We start from the raw sequence: 18,175 nt of genomic DNA on the forward strand, positions 1-18,175 counted from the left end.
GTGACAGCGGATTCGCTCTCCAGCGCCTGGATCCAGGCCGTGGAAAACCTGGATGCAAGTACCCTCCGACCTGCGGCAAGGGCCTTCCTCCACTCGGCCAGGCCCCTCGGTGACATCGACGGGACGATCCTCGTGGCCGTGCCCCACGTGACCGCCAAGAAGAAGATCGAAGAGGTTGCCGACACGGTCGACGCCGCCCTGTCCTTGGCGCTGGGTCGCACCGTGCGCACCGCCTTGACCGTCGACCCGACCATCACCCCTCCCGAACCTGCTGCCGACCCCTTCGACGACCACTCCTCCTTGCCGATCGACACGATCCCACGCAACGCCCAGGCGCCCTCGTCCCTTGCGGCCCCACCGGTCAACTCCGATGACACGACCACCCACCTCAACCCGAAGTTCACCTTCGACAACTTCGTGACCGGCGCGTCGAATCGTTTCGCCCACGCAGCCGCCTTCGCCGTGTCCGAGAGCCCCGGCATGGCCTTCAACCCCCTGTTCATCTACGGGGACTCGGGCCTGGGCAAGACCCACCTGCTGCACGCCATCGGCGACTATGCGCGCTCCCTGTTCCCCCACCTGCGGGTGCGTTACGTGAACTCCGAGGAGTTCACCAACGACTTCATCAACTCCATCCGCGAGGACCGTGCCGAAGAGTTCCAGCGCCGCTACCGAGAGATCGACGTGCTGCTCATCGATGACATCCAGTTCATCCAGGGCAAGGAACAAACGGTCGAGGAGTTCTTCCACACCTTCAACACCCTGTACAACGCCAGCAAGCAGGTGGTCCTGACCTCCGACATGCCGCCGCGTGAACTCTCCGGCATCGAGGACCGCCTGCGTTCACGCTTCGCGGCCGGCCTTCTGGTCGACGTCCAGCCGCCGGACCTGGAGACACGCATCGCGATCCTCCAGAAGAAGGCCGCGGCCGACCAGTTGGAGATCGACCCCGCGGTCCTGGAGTTCATCGCCTCACGCATCTCCTCCAACATCCGCGAACTCGAGGGGGCCCTCGTCCGCGTCATCGCCTTTGCGAACCTGTCGAATGAACGCATCGACCTGGCCCTGGCGGAGATGCTGCTCAAGGACTTCATCTCCGACCCTCAGGACACCGAGATCACCGCACCCCTCATCATGGGCCAGGTCGCCGCCTACTTCGGGGTGACCATCGACCAGCTGTGCTCGCAGGAGCGTTCACGCACCGTCGTCGAGGCCCGCCAGATCGCCATGTACCTGTGCCGAGAGCTCACCGAGCTCTCCCTGCCGAAGATCGGTTCGGCTTTCGGCGGTCGCGACCACACGACGGTCATGCACGCCAACAAGAAGATCCAGTCCCAGATGGCCGGCAAGCGCGAGACCTTCAACCACGTCCAGGAGCTCACCACTCGCATCAAGCAGAAGGCTCGCGAGGCCTGAGACCCGCCCTCGCGCCCACCGCCACCGCGCCGTCAACACCCCGATGTGCACAGACGGTGGATCCCGGGGCCCGGGCAGTGCACAACACACATCCTGCTGTGGACGGCCCGCAGACTCGCGACGCTGCGTGCACAGGCGACACTGGTGCGTGCACAGGTCGCTCCCCACGACATCCACCGACGATTTCTGCGTGATTTCGCGCAAAACGGACGGTTTCCACAGTTTCCACACACCCGATGACTATGACGAATCATTTCATCCATGACTCCTGTGAACAGCCTTCAAAGGGATCCGGGGCCGCTCGTCGGATGCGCGCACGGCCGTGAGGAACGGGTAGAGTGATGCGGAAGTGTTAGCATCACCGGGAGGGACCGGAATGAAGTTCACCGTCGCCCGCGACGTCCTCGCCGAAGCCGTGTCCTGGACCGCCCGCGCCCTGCCCGTGCGCCCCGCTTCCCCGATCCTGGCCGGTGTGCGCATCACCGCCGCCGGTGAGGAACTCACCTTGGCCTCCTTCGACTACGAGGTCTCCGCCAACTCCCGCATCCCCGCCTCGGTGGAGGAACCCGGTGAAGTCCTGGTCTCCGGGCGCCTGTTGGCAGACATCTCCAAGTCCTTGCCCAACCGGCCCGTCACCATCGAACTCGATGGTCAGAAGGTGAACCTGACCTGCGGCTCCTCCCACTTCGCGCTGGCGGTCATGCCCTTGGACGAGTACCCGCAGCTACCCGCCCAGCCGGCCACCACCGGCGCCGTGGACTCCCACACCCTGTCCCAGGCCGTCAGCCAAGTGAGTGTGGCCGCCTCCAAGGACGACACGCTTCCGCTGCTGACCGCCGTGCGCATCGAGGTCGAGGGTGAGCGCATGACGCTGCTGGCAACCGACCGCTACCGCCTGGCGATGCGTGAACTCGAATGGCAGCCCGTTGACTCCTCCGTCGAAGAGGCCGCCTTGGTCAAGGCGCGGATCCTGCAGGATGTCGCCAAGTCGATGACCAGTGGCGCGAAGGTGGAGTTGGGCCTGTCGCATGATGCCGCGCCGGGAGCCTCCTCGCTCATCGGATTCACCGCCGGCGGACGCCGCACGACTTCGACCCTCATGGACGGCGACTACCCGCCGGTGCGTCGCCTCTTCCCCGAGTCGACCTCCATCCAGGCCGTCGCCGACCGTCACGTGCTGCTCGAAGCGGTCAAGCGCGTGTCGCTGGTGGCCGAACGCAAGACGAGTGTGCGCCTGTCCTTCTCGGAGGGGCAGGTCGTCCTCGAGGCCGGCCAGGGTGACAACGCCCAGGCCTCCGAAGCCATCGAGGCACAGCTCTTCGGCGAGGAGATCGCCACGGCCTTCAACCCGCAGTTCCTCATTGACGGGCTCAGCGTCATCGACACCGACTTCGTGCGATTCGGCTTCACCCACCCGAACAAGCCGGCCGTCATGACGGGCCAGGAGAAGGCCGACGGTGGCGAGGTCACGCACTTCCGCTACCTGCTCATGCCCATTCGCTTCGGCATGTGAGGTCGGTGCCTCGTGCGCGTGTCGCACGTGGCGGTCGACGACTTCCGCTCCTACCGCCACGCAGTCCTGGAGTTGGATCCCGGTGCCACAGTGCTTCTGGGCCCCAATGGCCAAGGAAAGACGAACCTGGTCGAGGCCATCGCCTTCTTGTCCACCTTCTCCTCGCATCGTGTGGCCGCCGAAGGAGCCTTGGTCCGCATTCCCGCCGGCGAGGGCGAGGCGGCGCCGGGTGGGGCGGTCATCCGCGTGAAAGCGGTCCTGTCGGGCGGTCGTGAGCAGGTCGTCGAGCTGGAGATCGTGCGGGGGAAGGCCAATCGTGCGCGCTTGAACCGCACGCAGGTGCGGCCCCGAGAAGTCGTTGGCCTGGTTCGGACGGTCGTCTTCGCCCCTGAGGACTTGTCGCTTGTGCGCGCAGACCCCGCTGTGCGTCGCACCTTCATGGACGAACTGGCCATTCAACTCTCGCCTGTGGTGGCGGGTGTCAAGGCCGACTTCGACAAGGTGGCCCGGCAGAGGGCGGCGCTGCTCAAGCAGGCCCAGTCGGCGCTGCGCAGGGGGCGCACCCCGGAGTTGTCCACCCTGTCCGTGTGGGACGAGCGTTTCGCGGAGTTGTCCGCCAAACTCACTGCGGCGCGTGCGAAGGCCGTGCGGCTGTTGGCCGAACCCGCCCGCCTGGCCCACGACACGGTGGCCGACTCGGGCCGCTCACTGCGAATGGTCTTCGAGGCTTCACTCGACAAGGAACTCCCCCAGCCCCACATTGCGCCCGATGCCGACCCCTTGGAGGACGTGGAGGTGCAGACCGGTCGGATGCTGGAGGCGCTGCGGCTGGTCGGCGACCGTGAGGTCGAACGCGGCGTGAACCTGGTGGGTGCCCACCGGGACGACCTCGGCCTGCACCTGGGGCACATGCCGGTCAAGGGCTATGCCAGCCACGGCGAGTCCTGGTCGGTGGCGCTGGCGTTGCGACTGGGGGCGTTCGAGGTCCTCAAACAGGACGGTGAGCAGCCGATCCTCGTCCTGGACGACGTGTTCGCCGAACTCGACACCGCCCGCAGGCGTGCTCTGGCGGAGGTCGTGCGTGATGCGGACCAGGTCCTGGTGACCGCTGCGGTCGAGCAGGACGTGCCCGAGTCACTGGGTGCCCGGGTGCGCAGGGTCCGCTTCGACCCGGACCATGGGTCGATGGTTCTGGAGGCCGATGATGGGCACTGACAAAGCCCCTGAGGCCCAGCACGGGCCGGCTGCGACTGGAGGTGCGTCGGATTTCGAGGCCAGAGAGGTCGAATTCCGAGGGTTCGCGGCAAGGGCTTTGGAGAGGGCGCAGGTGGTGGCTCGTCGACGCGGGCACCTGCGCACCACCCTGCCTTCCTCCATGGCCCCGCGCACCGGGTCCTTCGGCCGCAGCGGCACGCGCGAATCCGACGCGGTCGAGCTCTCCGCCGCCGGCCTCGACCTCGTGCCGGAAGGCACCCAGGACCGCGGCGAGTCCAGTGCCGGGATCAATGCCCACGAGGCCGGGGCGCGACGCGCCACCGGTGGCGCAGCCACGAATCCCACCTCCGAGGACGCTCTGCGTCGTGCTGCCATTCGCGCCGACGTCGACGGCGACCTCACTGCAGTCGATGCCGCCACCCGCCGATCCGGGGCAAGATGGGTGCGCAGCGCAGGCATGGCGGCACAACGCACACGCTACCGTCAGCCGCGCTCCCTGGGCGGGACGGTCGAGCGACTCATGCGCCTAAATGGCTGGGAAACCCCCGCGAAAATGGGTTCGGTCATGGCCAAGTGGCCGACCATCGTGGGCCCGGACGTGGCCAGGCATTGCGAGGTCGAGACCTTCGACGCAGGCACCCTGGTGGTGCGCACCTCCTCAACTGCGTGGATGAAGCAGATGCAATTGCTGCTGCCCACCGTGGAGCGTCGCATCGCCGAGGAAGTCGGGCCGGGTGTCGTCACCCAGGTCATCGTGCGCGGGCCCGCCCAGAGGTCCTGGAAGAAGGGCCCCTGGTCGGTTCCCGGGCGCGGTCCGCGCGACACCTACGGCTGAGCCCCGCCCAACCCCGGGGTGGGACTTGTCACACCCGCATACTTGCAGGTCAGTAGGTGTTTGACGAGGGTGGGGCCGCCTTGCGCGAACCGGGTCGGAACGCTCCGACTTGGTAGAATTGCGGGGATTGTCCACAGCCTGCGCACCGCGTGCGGGCGATGAGGGGAGCCAGGGTTTTGGCTGAGACTGACGCGACGACCGTCGACGACGGGTCGAAGGGCTACGGCGCTTCGGACATCACCGTCCTCGAAGGCCTGGAGGCCGTGCGCAAGCGGCCCGGCATGTACATCGGATCCACTGGGGAACGAGGCCTTCACCACTTGGTCTACGAGGTCGTCGACAACTCCGTCGACGAAGCCCTGGCCGGGTACGCCGACCACATCGACGTCACCATCCTGGCCGACGGCGGCGTGCGCGTGGCCGACAACGGACGCGGCATCCCCGTGGACATCCACCCCACCGAAGGCAAACCCACCGTCGAGGTCGTCATGACGATCCTGCACGCCGGCGGCAAGTTCGGCGGCGGCGGATACGCGGTCTCCGGCGGCCTGCACGGTGTCGGCATCTCCGTGGTCAACGCCCTGTCGACCCGCGTGGACACCGAGATCCGCCGGCAGGGTCACGTCTGGCGCATGTCCTTCGCCAACGGTGGCACCCCCATCACCGAACTGGTCAAGGGCGAGGAAACCTCCGCCACCGGCACCACCCAGACCTTCTACCCGGATCCGGCGATCTTCGAGACCGTCGAGTTCAACTTCGAGACCCTGCGTGCCCGCTTCCAGCAGATGGCCTTCCTCAACAAGGGACTGAGCATCTCGTTGACCGACGAGCGCGAGTGGGCCGTTGACGAGGGCGACGAGATCACCGGTGACGAGGGCGGCGCGGGCGACGACCCGAAGCCCGGCCACCGCAGTGTCACCTACTGCTACGAACACGGCCTGCGCGACTATGTCGCCTACCTGGACTCGACGAAGAAGACCGAGGTCATCAACGCCGACATCATCGACTTCGAGTGCGAGAACGACGAGGGCACCATGTCCCTGGAGATCGCCATGCAGTGGACCAGCGCCTACTCCTCCTCCGTGCACACCTACGCCAACACGATCAACACGACCGAGGGCGGCATGCACGAGGAGGGCTTCCGCACGGCCCTGACCGGCGTGGTCAACCGCTATGCGCGTGACAAGGGACTGCTCAAGGACAAGGACGACAATCTCAGCGGTGACGACGTGCGTGAAGGACTCACGGCCGTCATCTCCGTCAAACTCACCGAACCTCAGTTCGAAGGTCAGACCAAGACGAAGCTGGGCAACACCGAAGCCCGGACCTTCGTCCAAAAGACGGTGAACAGCCTGCTCACCGACTGGTTGGACGCCCACCCCGCCGACGCCAAGGCCATCGTCTCCAAGGCCCAGCAGGCCCAGTTGGCGCGTCTGGCCGCCCGCAAGGCTCGCGAGGCCACTCGTCGCAAGGGCGTGCTGGAGTCCGCCTCCATGCCCGGCAAGTTGCGTGACTGCTCCTCCAGAGTCACCGAGGACTGCGAGATCTTCATCGTCGAGGGCGACTCGGCAGGGGGCAGCGCGGTTGGCGGGCGCGACCCCGAGCACCAGGCGATCATGCCGATCCGCGGCAAGATCCTCAACGTCGAGAAGGCACGCCTGGACAAGGCACTGTCCAGCGAGACGATCCGAAACCTCATCACCGCCTTCGGCACGGGCATCGGCGAGGACTTCGACCTGGACAAGTTGCGCTACGGCAAGATCGTCATCATGGCCGACGCCGACGTCGACGGCCAGCACATCGCGACCCTGCTGCTCACGCTGCTCTTCCGCTACATGAGGCCCTTGGTCGAGGGCGGACACGTGTACATCGCCATGCCGCCCCTGTACCGGATCAAGTGGACCAACGCCGAACACGAGTTCGCCTACTCGGACAAGGAACGCGACCAGCTGCTGGAGGCGGGCACCACCGCCAGCAGGCGCCTGCCCAAGGAAGGTGGCATCCAGCGCTACAAGGGTCTGGGTGAGATGAACGACCACGAGTTGTGGGAGACCACCATGGACCCGTCGCGCCGCGTCCTCAAGCAGGTGACCCTCGACGAGGCCGCCGACGCCGACGAGATCTTCTCGATCCTCATGGGAGACGACGTCGACCGGCGCCGCTCCTTCATCCAGCGCAACGCCTCCGACGTGCGCTTCCTCGACATCTGACGCCAGCGACAGGGCGCGCGCCGCCCTCGTCCCCACACGACGCACCAAGGACACATGTGAGCGACACGAACACCACCGACACCGAGGAAGCACAGCACTACGACCGGGTGCAGCAGGTGGACCTGCGGCACGAGATGCAGCGCTCCTACCTGGACTACGCAATGAGCGTCATCGTCGGGCGCGCCCTGCCCGACGTGCGCGACGGCCTCAAACCCGTCCACCGCCGCATCCTCTACGCAATGTACGACGGCGGATACCGTCCGACCTCGTCCTTCTCGAAGTCGGCGCGCGTCGTCGGCGATGTCATGGGCACCTACCACCCGCACGGCGACTCGGCCATCTACGACGCCCTGGCCCGACTGGTCCAGTGGTGGTCGCTGCGCGCGCCGCTGGTGGCCGGTCAGGGCAACTTCGGCACCCCCGGCAACCTGGGGCCCGCGGCCCCCAGGTACACCGAGTGCAAGATGGCGCCTCTGGCCATGGAGATGGTTCGCGACATCGACGAGGACACCGTCGACTTCCAGGACAACTACGACGGTCGCGACCAAGAACCGACGATTCTGCCGTCCCGTTTCCCGAACCTGCTGGTCAACGGCTCGGAGGGTATTGCGGTGGGTATGGCCACCCGCATTCCGCCCCACAACCTGCGTGAGGTCGCCAAGGGCGTCCAGTGGTACCTGGACCACCCCGAGGCCAGCCGTGAGGAGCTGCTCGAGGCGCTGCTGCGCATCATTCCCGGCCCCGACTTCCCGACCGGCGCCACCATCATGGGACGCAAGGGCATCGAGGACGCCTACCGGACGGGCCGCGGTTCCATCACTCAGCGGGCCGTCGTCAATCTCGAGGAACTCCAGGGCCGCCAGTGTCTGGTCGTCACCGAACTGCCCTACCAGGTCAACCCCGACAACCTGGCCGACAAGATCGCCCAGCTGGTGCGAGACGGCTCCATCCAGGGCATCGCCGACATCCGCGACGAGACCTCCGGACGCACCGGCCAGCGACTGGTCATCGTCCTCAAGCGCGACGCGGTGGCCAAGGTTGTCCTCAACAACCTGTACAAGCGCACCAGCCTGCAGGAGAACTTCTCGGCGAACATGCTGGCCCTGGTCGACGGCGTTCCCCGCACGCTGAGCCTGGACGGGTTCGTGCGCCACTGGGTGACCCACCAGCTGCAAGTCATCGTGCGTCGCACCCAGTTCCGCCTGGCCAAGGCCAAGGAACGCCTGCACATCTTGGAGGGCTACCTCAAGGCTCTGGACGCCCTGGACGAGGTCATCGCCCTGATCCGCCGTTCGCCCACGGTCGACGAGGCCCGCACGGGACTGCAACTGCTGCTCAAGATCGACGAAGTCCAGGCCGATGCGATCCTTGCCCTGCAGCTTCGCCGCCTGGCCGCCCTGGAGCGCCAGAAGATCCTCGACGAGCACGCTGAACTCGCAGCCCGCGTCAAGGACCTGGAGGACATCCTGGTCAGCCCTGGGCGTCAGCGTTCCATCGTGTCGGCCGAACTGGGAGAGATCGTCACCAAGTACGGTGACGAGCGCCGCACGACCATCGTGCCCTTCGACGGGGAGATGTCCATGGAGGACCTTATCCCGCAGGAGGACGTGGTGGTCACCATCACCCGCGACGGTTTCGCCAAGCGCACCCGCACCGACAACTACCGCTCCCAGAAGCGCGGCGGAAAGGGTGTGCGCGGCACTCAGCTGCGGGGCCACGACGTGGTGGAGCACTTCTTCGTCACGACCACCCACCACTGGCTGCTGTTCTTCACGAACCTGGGTCGCGTCTACCGGGCCAAGGCCTATGAGATCCCCGAGGGCGGGCGTGACGCCAAGGGACAGCACGTGGCCAACCTGCTGGCCTTCCAGCCCGACGAGCACATTGCCCAGGTCCTGGCCATCGAGGACTACGACCAGGCCGAGTACCTGGTCCTGGCCACGAAGTCCGGCCTGGTCAAGAAGACCCGCCTGGAGGACTACCGCAGCGCCCGCACCGGCGGCATCATCGCCGTCAACCTGCGTGAAGACGAGGCCGGCAACCCCGACGAGCTGGTCAGCGCCCAGATCGCGAATGCCACCGACGACCTGCTGCTGGTCTCACGTGACGGCCAGGCGGCCCGCTTCGCCGCCACCGACGAGCAGCTGCGGCCCATGGGCCGCTCCACCTCCGGCGTGCGCGGCATGCGTTTTCGCGAGGGCGACGAACTGCTCACCATGGAAGTGCCGCGTGAGGGCACGGATCTGCTGATCGTCACCGAGTCCGGCTACGCCAAGCGCACCCCCGTCGAGGAGTACCCGACGAAGGGTCGGGGCACCTTGGGTGTGCGTGTGGGCAAGCTGGTCGACGAGCGTGGCGGCCTGGTGGGCGCCCTCGTCGTGGCCCCCGACGAGGACGTGATGGTCATCACGGAATCGGGCAAGTTGGTGCAGGTCAACGCCTCCGACGTGCGACCCACCTCGCGCAACACGATGGGTGTCATCTTCGCCCGTCCGGACGCCGACGACAGGATCATCGCGGTCACCCCGAACCCGGAGCGAGAGGTGCCCGAGGACGAGGACGAGATGTCCGAGCCGATCGAAGGGGATGCCGAAGGGGCCTTCGAAGTTGTACCGTCGGACGAGACCGACGAGCAGGAGGATGAGCGATGAGCGAGCCGAGCAAGGTGCTGGCCAGGGACGGTGCGCCGCGCCGCGTCGAGTTGTCGATCGCGCGGATCGACGCGTGGACCGTCATGAAGGTGAGCTTCCTGCTCTCCGTGGGCCTGGGCATCGCCATGGTCATCTCGACGATGGTCCTGTGGATGATGGTCGACGGCATGCACGTCTTCGCCGACATCGAGTCCTTCCTGAAGTCCATCGGCGCCGAGCGGTTCTCTGCCCTGTTGGAGTACGTGCGACTGCCGCGTGTCATGTCGTATGCGACCATCATCGCCGTGGTGAACGTGGTGTTGCTGACCGCCATGTCGACGCTGGGGGCGCTGCTGTACAACGTCATCGCTTCTCTGGTGGGTGGCATCCGGGTGTCGTTGATGGACGAGTGAGCTGAGGCCGACTCGCAGAGTGTGACAGGACGGGCGGGGCCTTCGGGCCTCGCCCGTTGCTGCTGATGTTGTGGCCCGGTTACCGACGTCGTGACCTCGCCACCGACGTTGCGACGTCGGTGGCGGTACGGCTTCGTCGGCTCGAAGCAGTGACGTCGGTGAGAGCGCTCGGAACTTGTCCTCATCGGCGCCTCGGGGCGTGCCGGAGGTCACCGTGGGCCGCTTTGCCCAGTTGGGGCCGTCGTGTGTAACATGATCCGGTGCCCTGACGGGGCACGGTTCGCCCCAGAGGCGAACGGGCCTATAGCTCAGTAGGTTAGAGCGCAGTCCTGATAAGACTGAGGTCGGTGGTTCGAGCCCACCTAGGCCCACCAGCCACATGCGGCACGGAATCGGAGGTTCCCGTGAAGAAGTGGGTCACCACGTTGGCGCTCGTGGGCACGGCGGTGGCCGTCGGCCTCGTCGTTCGACAGATCGTCCAGGACCTCTCCACCGACGCCGAGTTGTGGCAGTCCGTCACGGACACCCCCGCCCTCGACTGACCAGGCGAAGGCGAACCCCTTCGGGGCCATGGCGCAATTGGTAGCGCACCTGCTTTGCAAGCAGGGGGTTACGGGTTCGAGTCCCGTTGGCTCCACAATTGATCCCCGACCCGCGGTGGCTCGGGTGCCCTCATCATGGGATCGTCGGTCTGTTCCGATGACACCGCCGAGTCCTCGAGCCTCGACACCATGTGTTCCATCGCCTCAAGGGCGCCTTCGAGCTGATCCCGGGTCAACGGTCCCAGGTGTTTGGCGGCGGTGAGCAGACCCAGGGTCGTGCTCGACAGTGCCAGACCCAATGATTCGGCGTCGACGTCAGCCGCCAGTGCACCGGCACGTTGGAGCTCGCGGATCCATTCGACCACCGCCAAGTACCGGGCTCTGTAGCGGCCATCCGACACTTCGGAGATGTAGGTGCCGAGGACGCCCTCGTCATCGAGGAAAGCGGCAGTCATCAACGGCTCGTCCAGGAGCACCCGCACCCCAACCCGGTAAGCGCTGCTCAGCCGCGAAGGCTCCTCGCCCAGCAATGCCCTGCTGGCCCGGACCATGCGACCCATCGACTCGGTCAGCAGGACATCGAGGATCTCCTGCTTGCTGGTGAACTCGCGGTACACCGCACCCTTTGCGATTCCGACCCTCTCGGCGATCGCCTGGATGCTCATCGCATTGAAGCCGCGCTCCAGGATCAAGGCATGGGCGGCATCGAGGATGCGTTCGCGCCGATGAGGAATGAGAGGACGTGGCATTCGGACCTCACTTCCTTCCGCGCAGGAAGTCGATCATGGCCGGCAGCACCACGTCGGGACGGTCGCGTTGCACCCAGTGACCTGTGCCTGGAACACAGTGGGTGCAGGCGGACGAGTCCCTTCCCGCTGGCGCCGTTGAACGCCCGAGCACCTTGGCCAAGAGCGTCAACGAAGAGCACTCGTGCACCGATTTCACGGTGCCGACGCTCTACCGCGGCAAAGACCGATGGCCTTGGCCGAAACCCTCGGCGATGGCGGCCAGAAAGTGGCGGTGACCGACGTCGAGTGCACGTCCTGGCTGTACCCCGAGGATCGCGAGATCATCACGGAGTCGCACCCGGCGAAGTACGAGGGGCGCCGCATCACACTTGCCACGAGGGACGAGATGGTGGGCGCCCTCAAGGTTCTGGGAGTCGGATGGTTCGTCTGGTGGGAACGCATACGAGCCCACACCAACGCGCCAGTGCCCGATCCGCCGGGGGCCGTGGCGGCGCTGCCGAACGGGGTCGACATCATCATCGATGCCAACTACACCGAGATGGAGATCGTGAGCGAGGACCCGATGCCCGCGGTCTGCGGGCCGCAATTCGGGGAGCGCCCACTGATCCACATGGCGGCCGACTGCCCAAGCGCCGAGGTGCACCTTCGAGGTCCCGTGGGAGCAGGTGTCCGGCATGATGAGGAACATGGTCGAGTTTCGCTCGCTCGGCGCAGTGAGGATCAGTTTCAGGGGAAACACTGAAGTCATCCTCGACGAAGACGCGGATGCGGTCCTCGTCTTCAGGAAGTTGCGCACCATCTCGGACAAGGGGCCGATTCTGGTCCATCGCGGCCTTCGGCGAACGGGTCCCATTCTGGACGTCACCGCGCCGGGCAAGAACATCGCGCCCGAACAACAGGAATTGGTGGAGGCGTGGAAGGCGACCGCCTCCTGAGGAGGGCGGTGTCACCGGCGAACCATTTCGCACACAATGTGCGTCATCGGCGCGCTGGACGGGTGACGGGACTGGCAGAATTTCGGGCCTCCCGTGCCGTGTACTCCGCAGTCGTGACCAGCATTGTGTGCGAAACCGAGGCGCGGAAGGACCCGACCCCGCCCACACCGGGCCGCTCCTCCTGATTCCGCACACAATGTGCACCATCAAGGTGTCGGCACTTGGATGAAAGTGGCCAGATTCCGGGCTTCATGGCGGCAGCGGCCCCGGGCCCGCACACAGCATTGTGTGCGGAATGTTCTGCGGTCGGGGCAGGGCGCCATGCTTTTGACTGTTGATGACTCCTCCGCTCACCAGGTCAGCCACCACCCTGACCGTCAACGGGCCGCCGGGCACTCCAGCCTCAGCCGTGTGCCGGCGAAAAGGCCATGACGAAGCGGCGCCCCGCGCAGGAGGGACGCCGCTTCGTGCAATGACGAGCCGACGGTGCAGGTCAGTGCGAAGGATTCTTCACGTCGATCCGCAATCGCCTGCGCCGGACTCGTCTCACGCGATCGAAGCCTCGTAGGTGGCCTTGATCGTTGCCGCAAGGGTCTGGTCGAACTCCTCCTGGCTCTGCTGGGCGGTCAGACCGTCGAGCAGGGCGCGGGAGAAGCTGGCGATGACCCCGTGGTTGCGGGCGAGCTTCTGGTTGGCCAGTTCACGCGGGTAGCCACCGGACAGGGCGACCACACGCGAGACGTTCTTGTGGGCAACCAGGTCGGCGTAGAAGTCGTCCTGCTCGGGCAGGGTGAGTTTGAGGGCGACCTTCTTGTCCCCCAGTGCATCGAGGTGCGCGAGCAACTCGGCCTTGAGAATGGCTTCGGCCTGCGCTTTGTCGGGAGTCTTGATGTCGACCTCGGGTTCGACGATCGGCATGAGACCTGCGGCAATGACCTTCTCGGCGACCTCGAACTGCTGGTCGACCACACGCTTGATGCCCTCGGCATTGGCGGCGTGGATGACGGAACGTTCCTTGGTGCCGAAAACGCCCTTTTCCTTCGCGTGTGCCAGCAGGGCGTCCAGCTCGGGCATGTCCTTCATGAGCTGGACTTCGTCGATTTCGTCGGCAAGGCCCTTGTCGATCTTGAGGAAGGGGACGATGCCCTTGACGGCCCACAGGTATTCGGCGGTGCCGCGTCCTGAGATCTCGCGGTCCATGGTGCCTTCGAAAAGGATGGCGCCCAGGATGTGCTCCTTGGTGAACACCTCCGAGGTGATGACCCGGGTGCGGGCGGTGTGGATGATGTCGAACATTTCGGCTTCAGTGGAGTACTGCGAGGCGTCGACGCCGTAGCCGGCCAGAGCGCGGGGGGTGGATCCACCCGACTGGTCGAGGGCGGCGATGAAGCCGGGGTCGTTCTCGAAGCGCTGGAGCATCTCGGCGTGGGACATGGGCTCTCCTGACCTGGTCGGCGGTGGGTACCCGATCAGCCTACATGAGAATCATTCGCATCAACAGTGGCCCAAGGGGTGCCTCGCCCCGGTCAATGGGTGACGGGGTCCGCTTCTCCCGCATCGCCGGGCACCCTTCCGTACAGTGTCCTGACCAATTCGACGAGGGCGGCGTGGCTGACTCGCACACTCTGTTGGTCCCAGACCAGGTCGGGGTCGGGTTCGAGGTGGCTGAGCAGCAATTGGACGAGCATCCTTTCGGGCTCGGACCAGTCCAGCGGGTGTGAACATCCGAAGAGGTGGACGCGTTGGCGGCGCTCGATCCACCCGGGATCGGGCAGGGCGCGCAACAGCACGCCCTTCATCATCACCCCGGCTGCGCGTGCCAGGGAGTCGAAGGCGTCCTCTTCACCGTGGCGGACGTCGATGACGGGCCGGTACCCGATCATGGAGGCCAGGTTCCGGTAGATCGCGGCGCGGGAAGTGTCCAGGCGCCTGTCGGCCTCGCGCAGGGCCACCCCCACCTGGTCACGTACGGAGGCGGGTTCCAAGGTGGGATGCAATGCGGACAAGGACATGGCGGTGCGCCACTGGCGCGAGTGCATGAGGCGCTTGATGTCGGCGTCCAAGGTGAATCGCAGTGCCTCGACGACGAGGTCCCGCCGCTCCTGGTCCAGGTGGAGGCGGGGCATGCGCGCCTCGACCAGTTCCATGAGCAAGCGGATGTCCTCCTCCCCTTCGGGGATGAGGTCGGTCCGGGTCACCGCGGCCACGAGGACGTCGGTCAAGAACTCCTGGCGACTGGGCCAGCGTCGATAAGCCGTCGCCCGAGAGACTCCCGAGACGGCGATGGCCTCTTCCATGCGGATGTTCTCCAGACCCACCTCCAGGCCTTCGGTGCTGAGGGTTTTCAGCGCGGCGTCGATGATCCGGTCTGCGGCCCCGGGGGTCTTGCGCGTCGAAGGAGTCATGAGACATACTGTCTCACACATTGATGAGACACTGTGTCTCATGGAGAGGACAACATGCGCATGCTTCCCTGGATCATTGGCGGCACCCTCGCCCTGGTCGCCGTCGCGGCGGTCGCCATCCTCCTCCTGTCGAACGCTTCGCCCAATGTCGGAGATCGGACCAAGCTGCACAGGACCTTCACCGCCGCCGAACAACACACGCTGGACACCGTGACCGTCTCACGCGCCGAACTGAGCGCCGCCACCTGTGGTGACGCCCTCCACTGCTGGATCGCCGTGGACGGAAAGGTCTATGACGTCTCTGGAGTGCCCTCCTGGGTGCGAGGAAAGCACCACGGCGTCAAACCCGGTGCTGACGTCACCGAGTCCTTCGTCAAGTCCCATCACGGAATCACCTACCTCCAGAAGCTGCCGGTCGTCGGCTCTCTGGAATGAACAGCGCAGACCCCACCTGCGCCCCCGTGGGGCGGGCACCCGTGCGACCATGTGGGAATGTTGGACGTCGACCACCTGGCAGATGCGGACAATGCCGCATTCTTGGCACGTTTGGTGCCCACCATCGATCCGGCGCGCATCAAGGGAGCGCGCAACCCGGCCCTGCGCGAAATCGCGAAACGGGCTTGGCGGGACAGGCGAGAGGAGGCACTGGCCTTCCTCGACGCACTGCCCCACGCCACCTTGGACGAGGACCTGCTCCACAGCTTTCTGATCGCCCAAGAGCGTGACCTGGACACCGTGTACATGCGCATTGACGCCTTCTTGCCGTATGTGGACAACTGGGCATCGTGTGACTCGCTTTCGCCGAAGGCACTGGCCAAGGACCCCGAGCGCCTGGAAGTCTCCATCCGCCGGTGGATCGGGCCGGACAGTGCCGTGTACACACGCCGCTTCGCCGTGTGCATGCTCATGGAACACTTCCTGCGCGAGCACTTCCGACCCGAATTCCACGCCCTGGTGGCCGGGATCGAGTCGGATGAGTACTACCTGCACATGGTCCAGGGTTGGTACTTCGCCACTGCCTTGGCCCACCAGCCTGAGGAGACCCTGCCATGGCTGGTGGAGGGCCGTCTTCCGCCCGCTGCCCGCCGCAAGGCGATCCAGAAGTCACTGGAGTCCCTCCGCATTCCCGACACCACCAAGGACCTGCTGCGCCAGGTGCGTGCCGGCCTGCCGCGCCAGTTCCGCCGCGTCCGCGCCCCATGTCCCCTCCACCCCCGCTGCACAGGAGAGCCGCGAATGAACGCACTGGGGCCGGTTCGCCACCAAGAAGTCAGTGCGGGATCGGCGGGCCCCGGGTAGCCGCCACGGGCACCTGAGGCGGGTGCAATGCGCGCCACCCGGAAGCGCACACCAAGAGGGGCCGGTCCGAAGACCGACCCCTCTTGGCATCCCATCAACACAGTGCGAGTCTCTCCCGATGCGGCTCCCTCTCCGGCAGAAACTCTTGCGGACCTCGTGTAGGTTGCTTCCGGCTTCCTGCCTTGTGATGTACAAGGTATTGGTCGAACCTTGGAGCATCCCAGTGTGAACCTAGGAGTTTCCTGAGAGCAGGACCATGCCGGTGTGCCGGTCAAGGGATCATGTCGGATCCACCTCGCCGTCCACGTAGAACCAGCGCCCTGCGCGTCGCGTGAAACGGGAACGCTCGTGCAGCTCGGATGTGAGTGCACCATCGCCACTGGAGCGGAAACCGGCGATGAACTCGACCACCCCCTCCTCGTCGCCGGGGCCACCGGCGACGACGTCGACGATTCGCAGACCGCACCACGTCACCGATCCATCGCAATGCGGAAGGGTCGGGCGCGTACGCGGATGCCAAGTGCGGAACAGGTGGTCCTCATTGGCCAGGACGAAGGCGCTGTAGCGCGAACGCATCAGGGCCTCCGCGGTGGGTGCCGGGAAGCCGTCCAGATACGGGCCGCAGCAATGGTTCAGGTCGCGCCCCGAAGAGCATGGGCAACGGGTCATGAGGTCAGGGTAGTGGGACGCGGGAACGAGTCCATCTCCTCAGCATCTCTTCACTGCCCGCCCTGCTCGCCGGTGTCCCTCTCGACTGGTGAGTTGTCGTGGCGTTGAGTTCCGGCTGCACCGCAAGGGTGTCGAGTGCGACGGGCGTCACAGTTCCATAACAACTTTGCCGGATCGGATGCGGCTGCGCGGCAGGGGGATAGCGTATGCCCATCAGGTAATTTTTTTGACCTGAAAAGAAGCATCGGATGTCAAGGGAGATATGACGATGAAGACCAACCGGCTGGGCATCGGCGCCGCCCTGGCGGCCACGGCCGCGATGATCGCCGCATGCACCACCCCGACACCGGAGGCTGCGACCTCCGGCGCGACCAGCGCTTCCGAAGGCCCCTGGACCATCGGGGTCTCCAATGCCTTCGTGGGAAGTGAGTACCGCACCCAGATGATCGAAGACATCCAGAGCGTCTTCGACGAGTACAAGCAGCAGGGACTGGTCAAAGAACTGGTCCTGGAGAACGCCGACGCCGACGCCAACGGACAGATCCAACAGATTCGCAACCTCATCAACAAGAGGGTCGACGTCATCATTGTCGACCCGAACTCCGCAACCGCCCTGTCCGCCGTCTTCGAGGAGGCAGTCGGTCAAGGAATCAAGGTCTACGCCATCGACCAGGCTGTCGAGTCAACCAAGGTCACGAACATCGGCATCGACCAGAAGGAACTCGGCAAGGCCAGCGCCGAATGGTTCGCCGAACAGGTCGGGGAAGGCGCAGAGATCGCCGTGGTCTCCGGCACCACGGGCAACCCGGCCACTGAAGCACGGTGGGCCGGCGCCAAAGAAGTCTTCGACGCGAAGAAGATCAAGGTGGTGGCCACTGCTGACGGAGGCTGGGACCAGGCCACTGGGCAGACGGTTGCGACTCAACTGCTGGCGACCTACCCCAACATCAAGGGCATCTGGACCTACGACGGCATGGCTCAAGGAGTCCTGCGCGCAGTGCAAGCCGCCGGCAAGGACAACTCCTTCGTCGTCGCCGGTGAAGCACGCGTGGGATTCATGCGAATGTGGAGTGAGCTCAAGGACAAGGGCTTCAAGTCGGTTGGCGTCGTCAATCCGCCAGGAACCGGTGGCACCGCCCTGCACTTCGCCATCGCACAGCTGCAGGGAAAGACCGTCGACCCGGCCAAGATCACCGACGGGCACACCATCGTCCTGCCCCTGCAGCCCCTGCTCACCAACGACACCTTCGATGCCGAGTGGGCAAAGGTGAAGGACAAGCCGGACACATACGTCCTGGACTCCGTCCTGACCGCGGAACAGGTCGCGGCATTCCTCAAGTGAGC

The 18,175-nt window shown here is 65.7% G+C and carries 17 protein-coding genes and 2 tRNA genes; 15 read left to right on the top strand and 4 right to left on the bottom strand.

Features of this window, described 5'->3' with window-relative positions; all coding sequences use genetic code 11:
* The 10 genes from dnaA to I6B53_RS00050 all read left to right on the top strand — a co-directional run bounded on the left by dnaA (position 1) and on the right by I6B53_RS00050 (position 10,869).
* Entirely contained in the window at positions 1–1,416 is a 1,416-nt protein-coding gene (dnaA, locus tag I6B53_RS00005; RefSeq protein WP_216764248.1) for a chromosomal replication initiator protein DnaA, read from the top strand.
* A gap of 376 nt (positions 1,417–1,792) precedes the next feature.
* Positions 1,793–2,929, top strand: a complete 1,137-nt coding sequence (gene dnaN, locus I6B53_RS00010) for a DNA polymerase III subunit beta (RefSeq protein ID WP_216764249.1) — start codon at positions 1,793–1,795, stop codon at positions 2,927–2,929.
* A 12-nt stretch (positions 2,930–2,941) separates the two neighbouring features.
* The gene (gene recF, locus I6B53_RS00015) at positions 2,942–4,144 is read left to right on the top strand and encodes a DNA replication/repair protein RecF (RefSeq protein WP_216764250.1); all 1,203 of its coding nucleotides are present in this window, start codon (positions 2,942–2,944) and stop codon (positions 4,142–4,144) included.
* Positions 4,131–4,979 carry a DUF721 domain-containing protein gene (locus I6B53_RS00020; RefSeq protein WP_253953888.1) on the top strand — a complete coding sequence of 283 codons (849 nt, stop codon included), beginning with the start codon at positions 4,131–4,133 and terminating at the stop codon, positions 4,977–4,979. Before recF ends, I6B53_RS00020 begins: the two co-directional genes overlap by 14 nt.
* 176 nt (positions 4,980–5,155) lie before the next feature.
* Positions 5,156–7,189, top strand: coding sequence for a DNA topoisomerase (ATP-hydrolyzing) subunit B (gyrB, locus tag I6B53_RS00025; RefSeq protein ID WP_253953889.1), 2,034 nt, complete (start codon positions 5,156–5,158; stop codon positions 7,187–7,189).
* Between the two features lie 56 nt (positions 7,190–7,245).
* Positions 7,246–9,840, top strand: coding sequence for a DNA gyrase subunit A (gene gyrA, locus I6B53_RS00030; RefSeq protein WP_253953890.1), 2,595 nt, complete (start codon positions 7,246–7,248; stop codon positions 9,838–9,840).
* Positions 9,837–10,232: a DUF3566 domain-containing protein gene (locus tag I6B53_RS00035; RefSeq protein WP_216764252.1), complete on the top strand. Its 396-nt coding sequence runs from the start codon at positions 9,837–9,839 to the stop codon at positions 10,230–10,232. The genes gyrA and I6B53_RS00035 overlap by 4 nt, the downstream gene beginning before the upstream one ends.
* A gap of 297 nt (positions 10,233–10,529) precedes the next feature.
* Positions 10,530–10,606, top strand: a tRNA-Ile gene (locus I6B53_RS00040).
* Between the two features lie 30 nt (positions 10,607–10,636).
* Positions 10,637–10,774: a DLW-39 family protein gene (locus I6B53_RS00045; RefSeq protein WP_216764253.1), complete on the top strand. Its 138-nt coding sequence runs from the start codon at positions 10,637–10,639 to the stop codon at positions 10,772–10,774.
* 22 nt (positions 10,775–10,796) lie between these two features.
* Positions 10,797–10,869: transfer RNA gene (locus tag I6B53_RS00050), tRNA-Ala, on the top strand.
* Here the strand turns inward: I6B53_RS00050 and I6B53_RS00055 are convergent.
* Positions 10,843–11,523 (bottom strand): TetR/AcrR family transcriptional regulator, encoded by a 681-nt coding sequence (locus I6B53_RS00055; RefSeq protein WP_216764254.1) that lies wholly within the window; start codon positions 11,521–11,523, stop codon positions 10,843–10,845. The genes I6B53_RS00050 and I6B53_RS00055 overlap by 27 nt on opposite strands.
* Before the next feature lie 271 nt (positions 11,524–11,794).
* On the opposite strand from I6B53_RS00055, the gene I6B53_RS00060 reads away from it, so the two are divergent.
* Together I6B53_RS00060 and I6B53_RS00065 are read left to right on the top strand one after the other, a co-directional pair.
* On the top strand, positions 11,795–12,265 hold the full coding sequence (locus I6B53_RS00060; RefSeq protein ID WP_216764255.1) for a hypothetical protein: 471 nt from the start codon (positions 11,795–11,797) through the stop codon (positions 12,263–12,265).
* A complete protein-coding gene (locus I6B53_RS00065) occupies positions 12,237–12,458 on the top strand; it encodes a hypothetical protein (RefSeq protein WP_216764256.1) in 222 nt (73 codons plus the stop codon). Before I6B53_RS00060 ends, I6B53_RS00065 begins: the two co-directional genes overlap by 29 nt.
* A 546-nt stretch (positions 12,459–13,004) precedes the next feature.
* Here I6B53_RS00065 and I6B53_RS00070 read toward each other — a convergent pair.
* Together I6B53_RS00070 and I6B53_RS00075 are read right to left on the bottom strand one after the other, a co-directional pair.
* Positions 13,005–13,892 carry a fructose bisphosphate aldolase gene (locus I6B53_RS00070; protein WP_216764257.1) on the bottom strand — a complete coding sequence of 296 codons (888 nt, stop codon included), beginning with the start codon at positions 13,890–13,892 and terminating at the stop codon, positions 13,005–13,007.
* Between the two features lie 92 nt (positions 13,893–13,984).
* Positions 13,985–14,863: a TetR/AcrR family transcriptional regulator gene (locus I6B53_RS00075; protein WP_216764258.1), complete on the bottom strand. Its 879-nt coding sequence runs from the start codon at positions 14,861–14,863 to the stop codon at positions 13,985–13,987.
* A gap of 54 nt (positions 14,864–14,917) precedes the next feature.
* On the opposite strand from I6B53_RS00075, the gene I6B53_RS00080 reads away from it, so the two are divergent.
* On the top strand, positions 14,918–15,298 hold the full coding sequence (locus I6B53_RS00080) for a cytochrome b5 domain-containing protein (RefSeq protein WP_216764259.1): 381 nt from the start codon (positions 14,918–14,920) through the stop codon (positions 15,296–15,298).
* Between the two features lie 57 nt (positions 15,299–15,355).
* A complete protein-coding gene (locus tag I6B53_RS00085; protein WP_216764260.1) occupies positions 15,356–16,162 on the top strand; it encodes a DNA alkylation repair protein in 807 nt (268 codons plus the stop codon).
* A gap of 279 nt (positions 16,163–16,441) precedes the next feature.
* On the opposite strand, the gene I6B53_RS00090 is transcribed toward I6B53_RS00085, so the two are convergent.
* Complete coding sequence (locus tag I6B53_RS00090; protein WP_216764261.1) at positions 16,442–16,831, bottom strand: YchJ family protein; 390 nt, start codon at positions 16,829–16,831, stop codon at positions 16,442–16,444.
* A 268-nt stretch (positions 16,832–17,099) separates the two neighbouring features.
* Here I6B53_RS00090 and I6B53_RS00095 point away from each other — a divergent pair, with 268 nt between their 5' ends.
* Positions 17,100–18,173 (top strand): substrate-binding domain-containing protein, encoded by a 1,074-nt coding sequence (locus I6B53_RS00095; protein ID WP_216764262.1) that lies wholly within the window; start codon positions 17,100–17,102, stop codon positions 18,171–18,173.
* Positions 18,174–18,175: the final 2 nt, after the last annotated feature.

The organism is Schaalia sp. 19OD2882, assembly GCF_018986735.1.
Lineage (GTDB): Bacteria > Actinomycetota > Actinomycetes > Actinomycetales > Actinomycetaceae > Pauljensenia.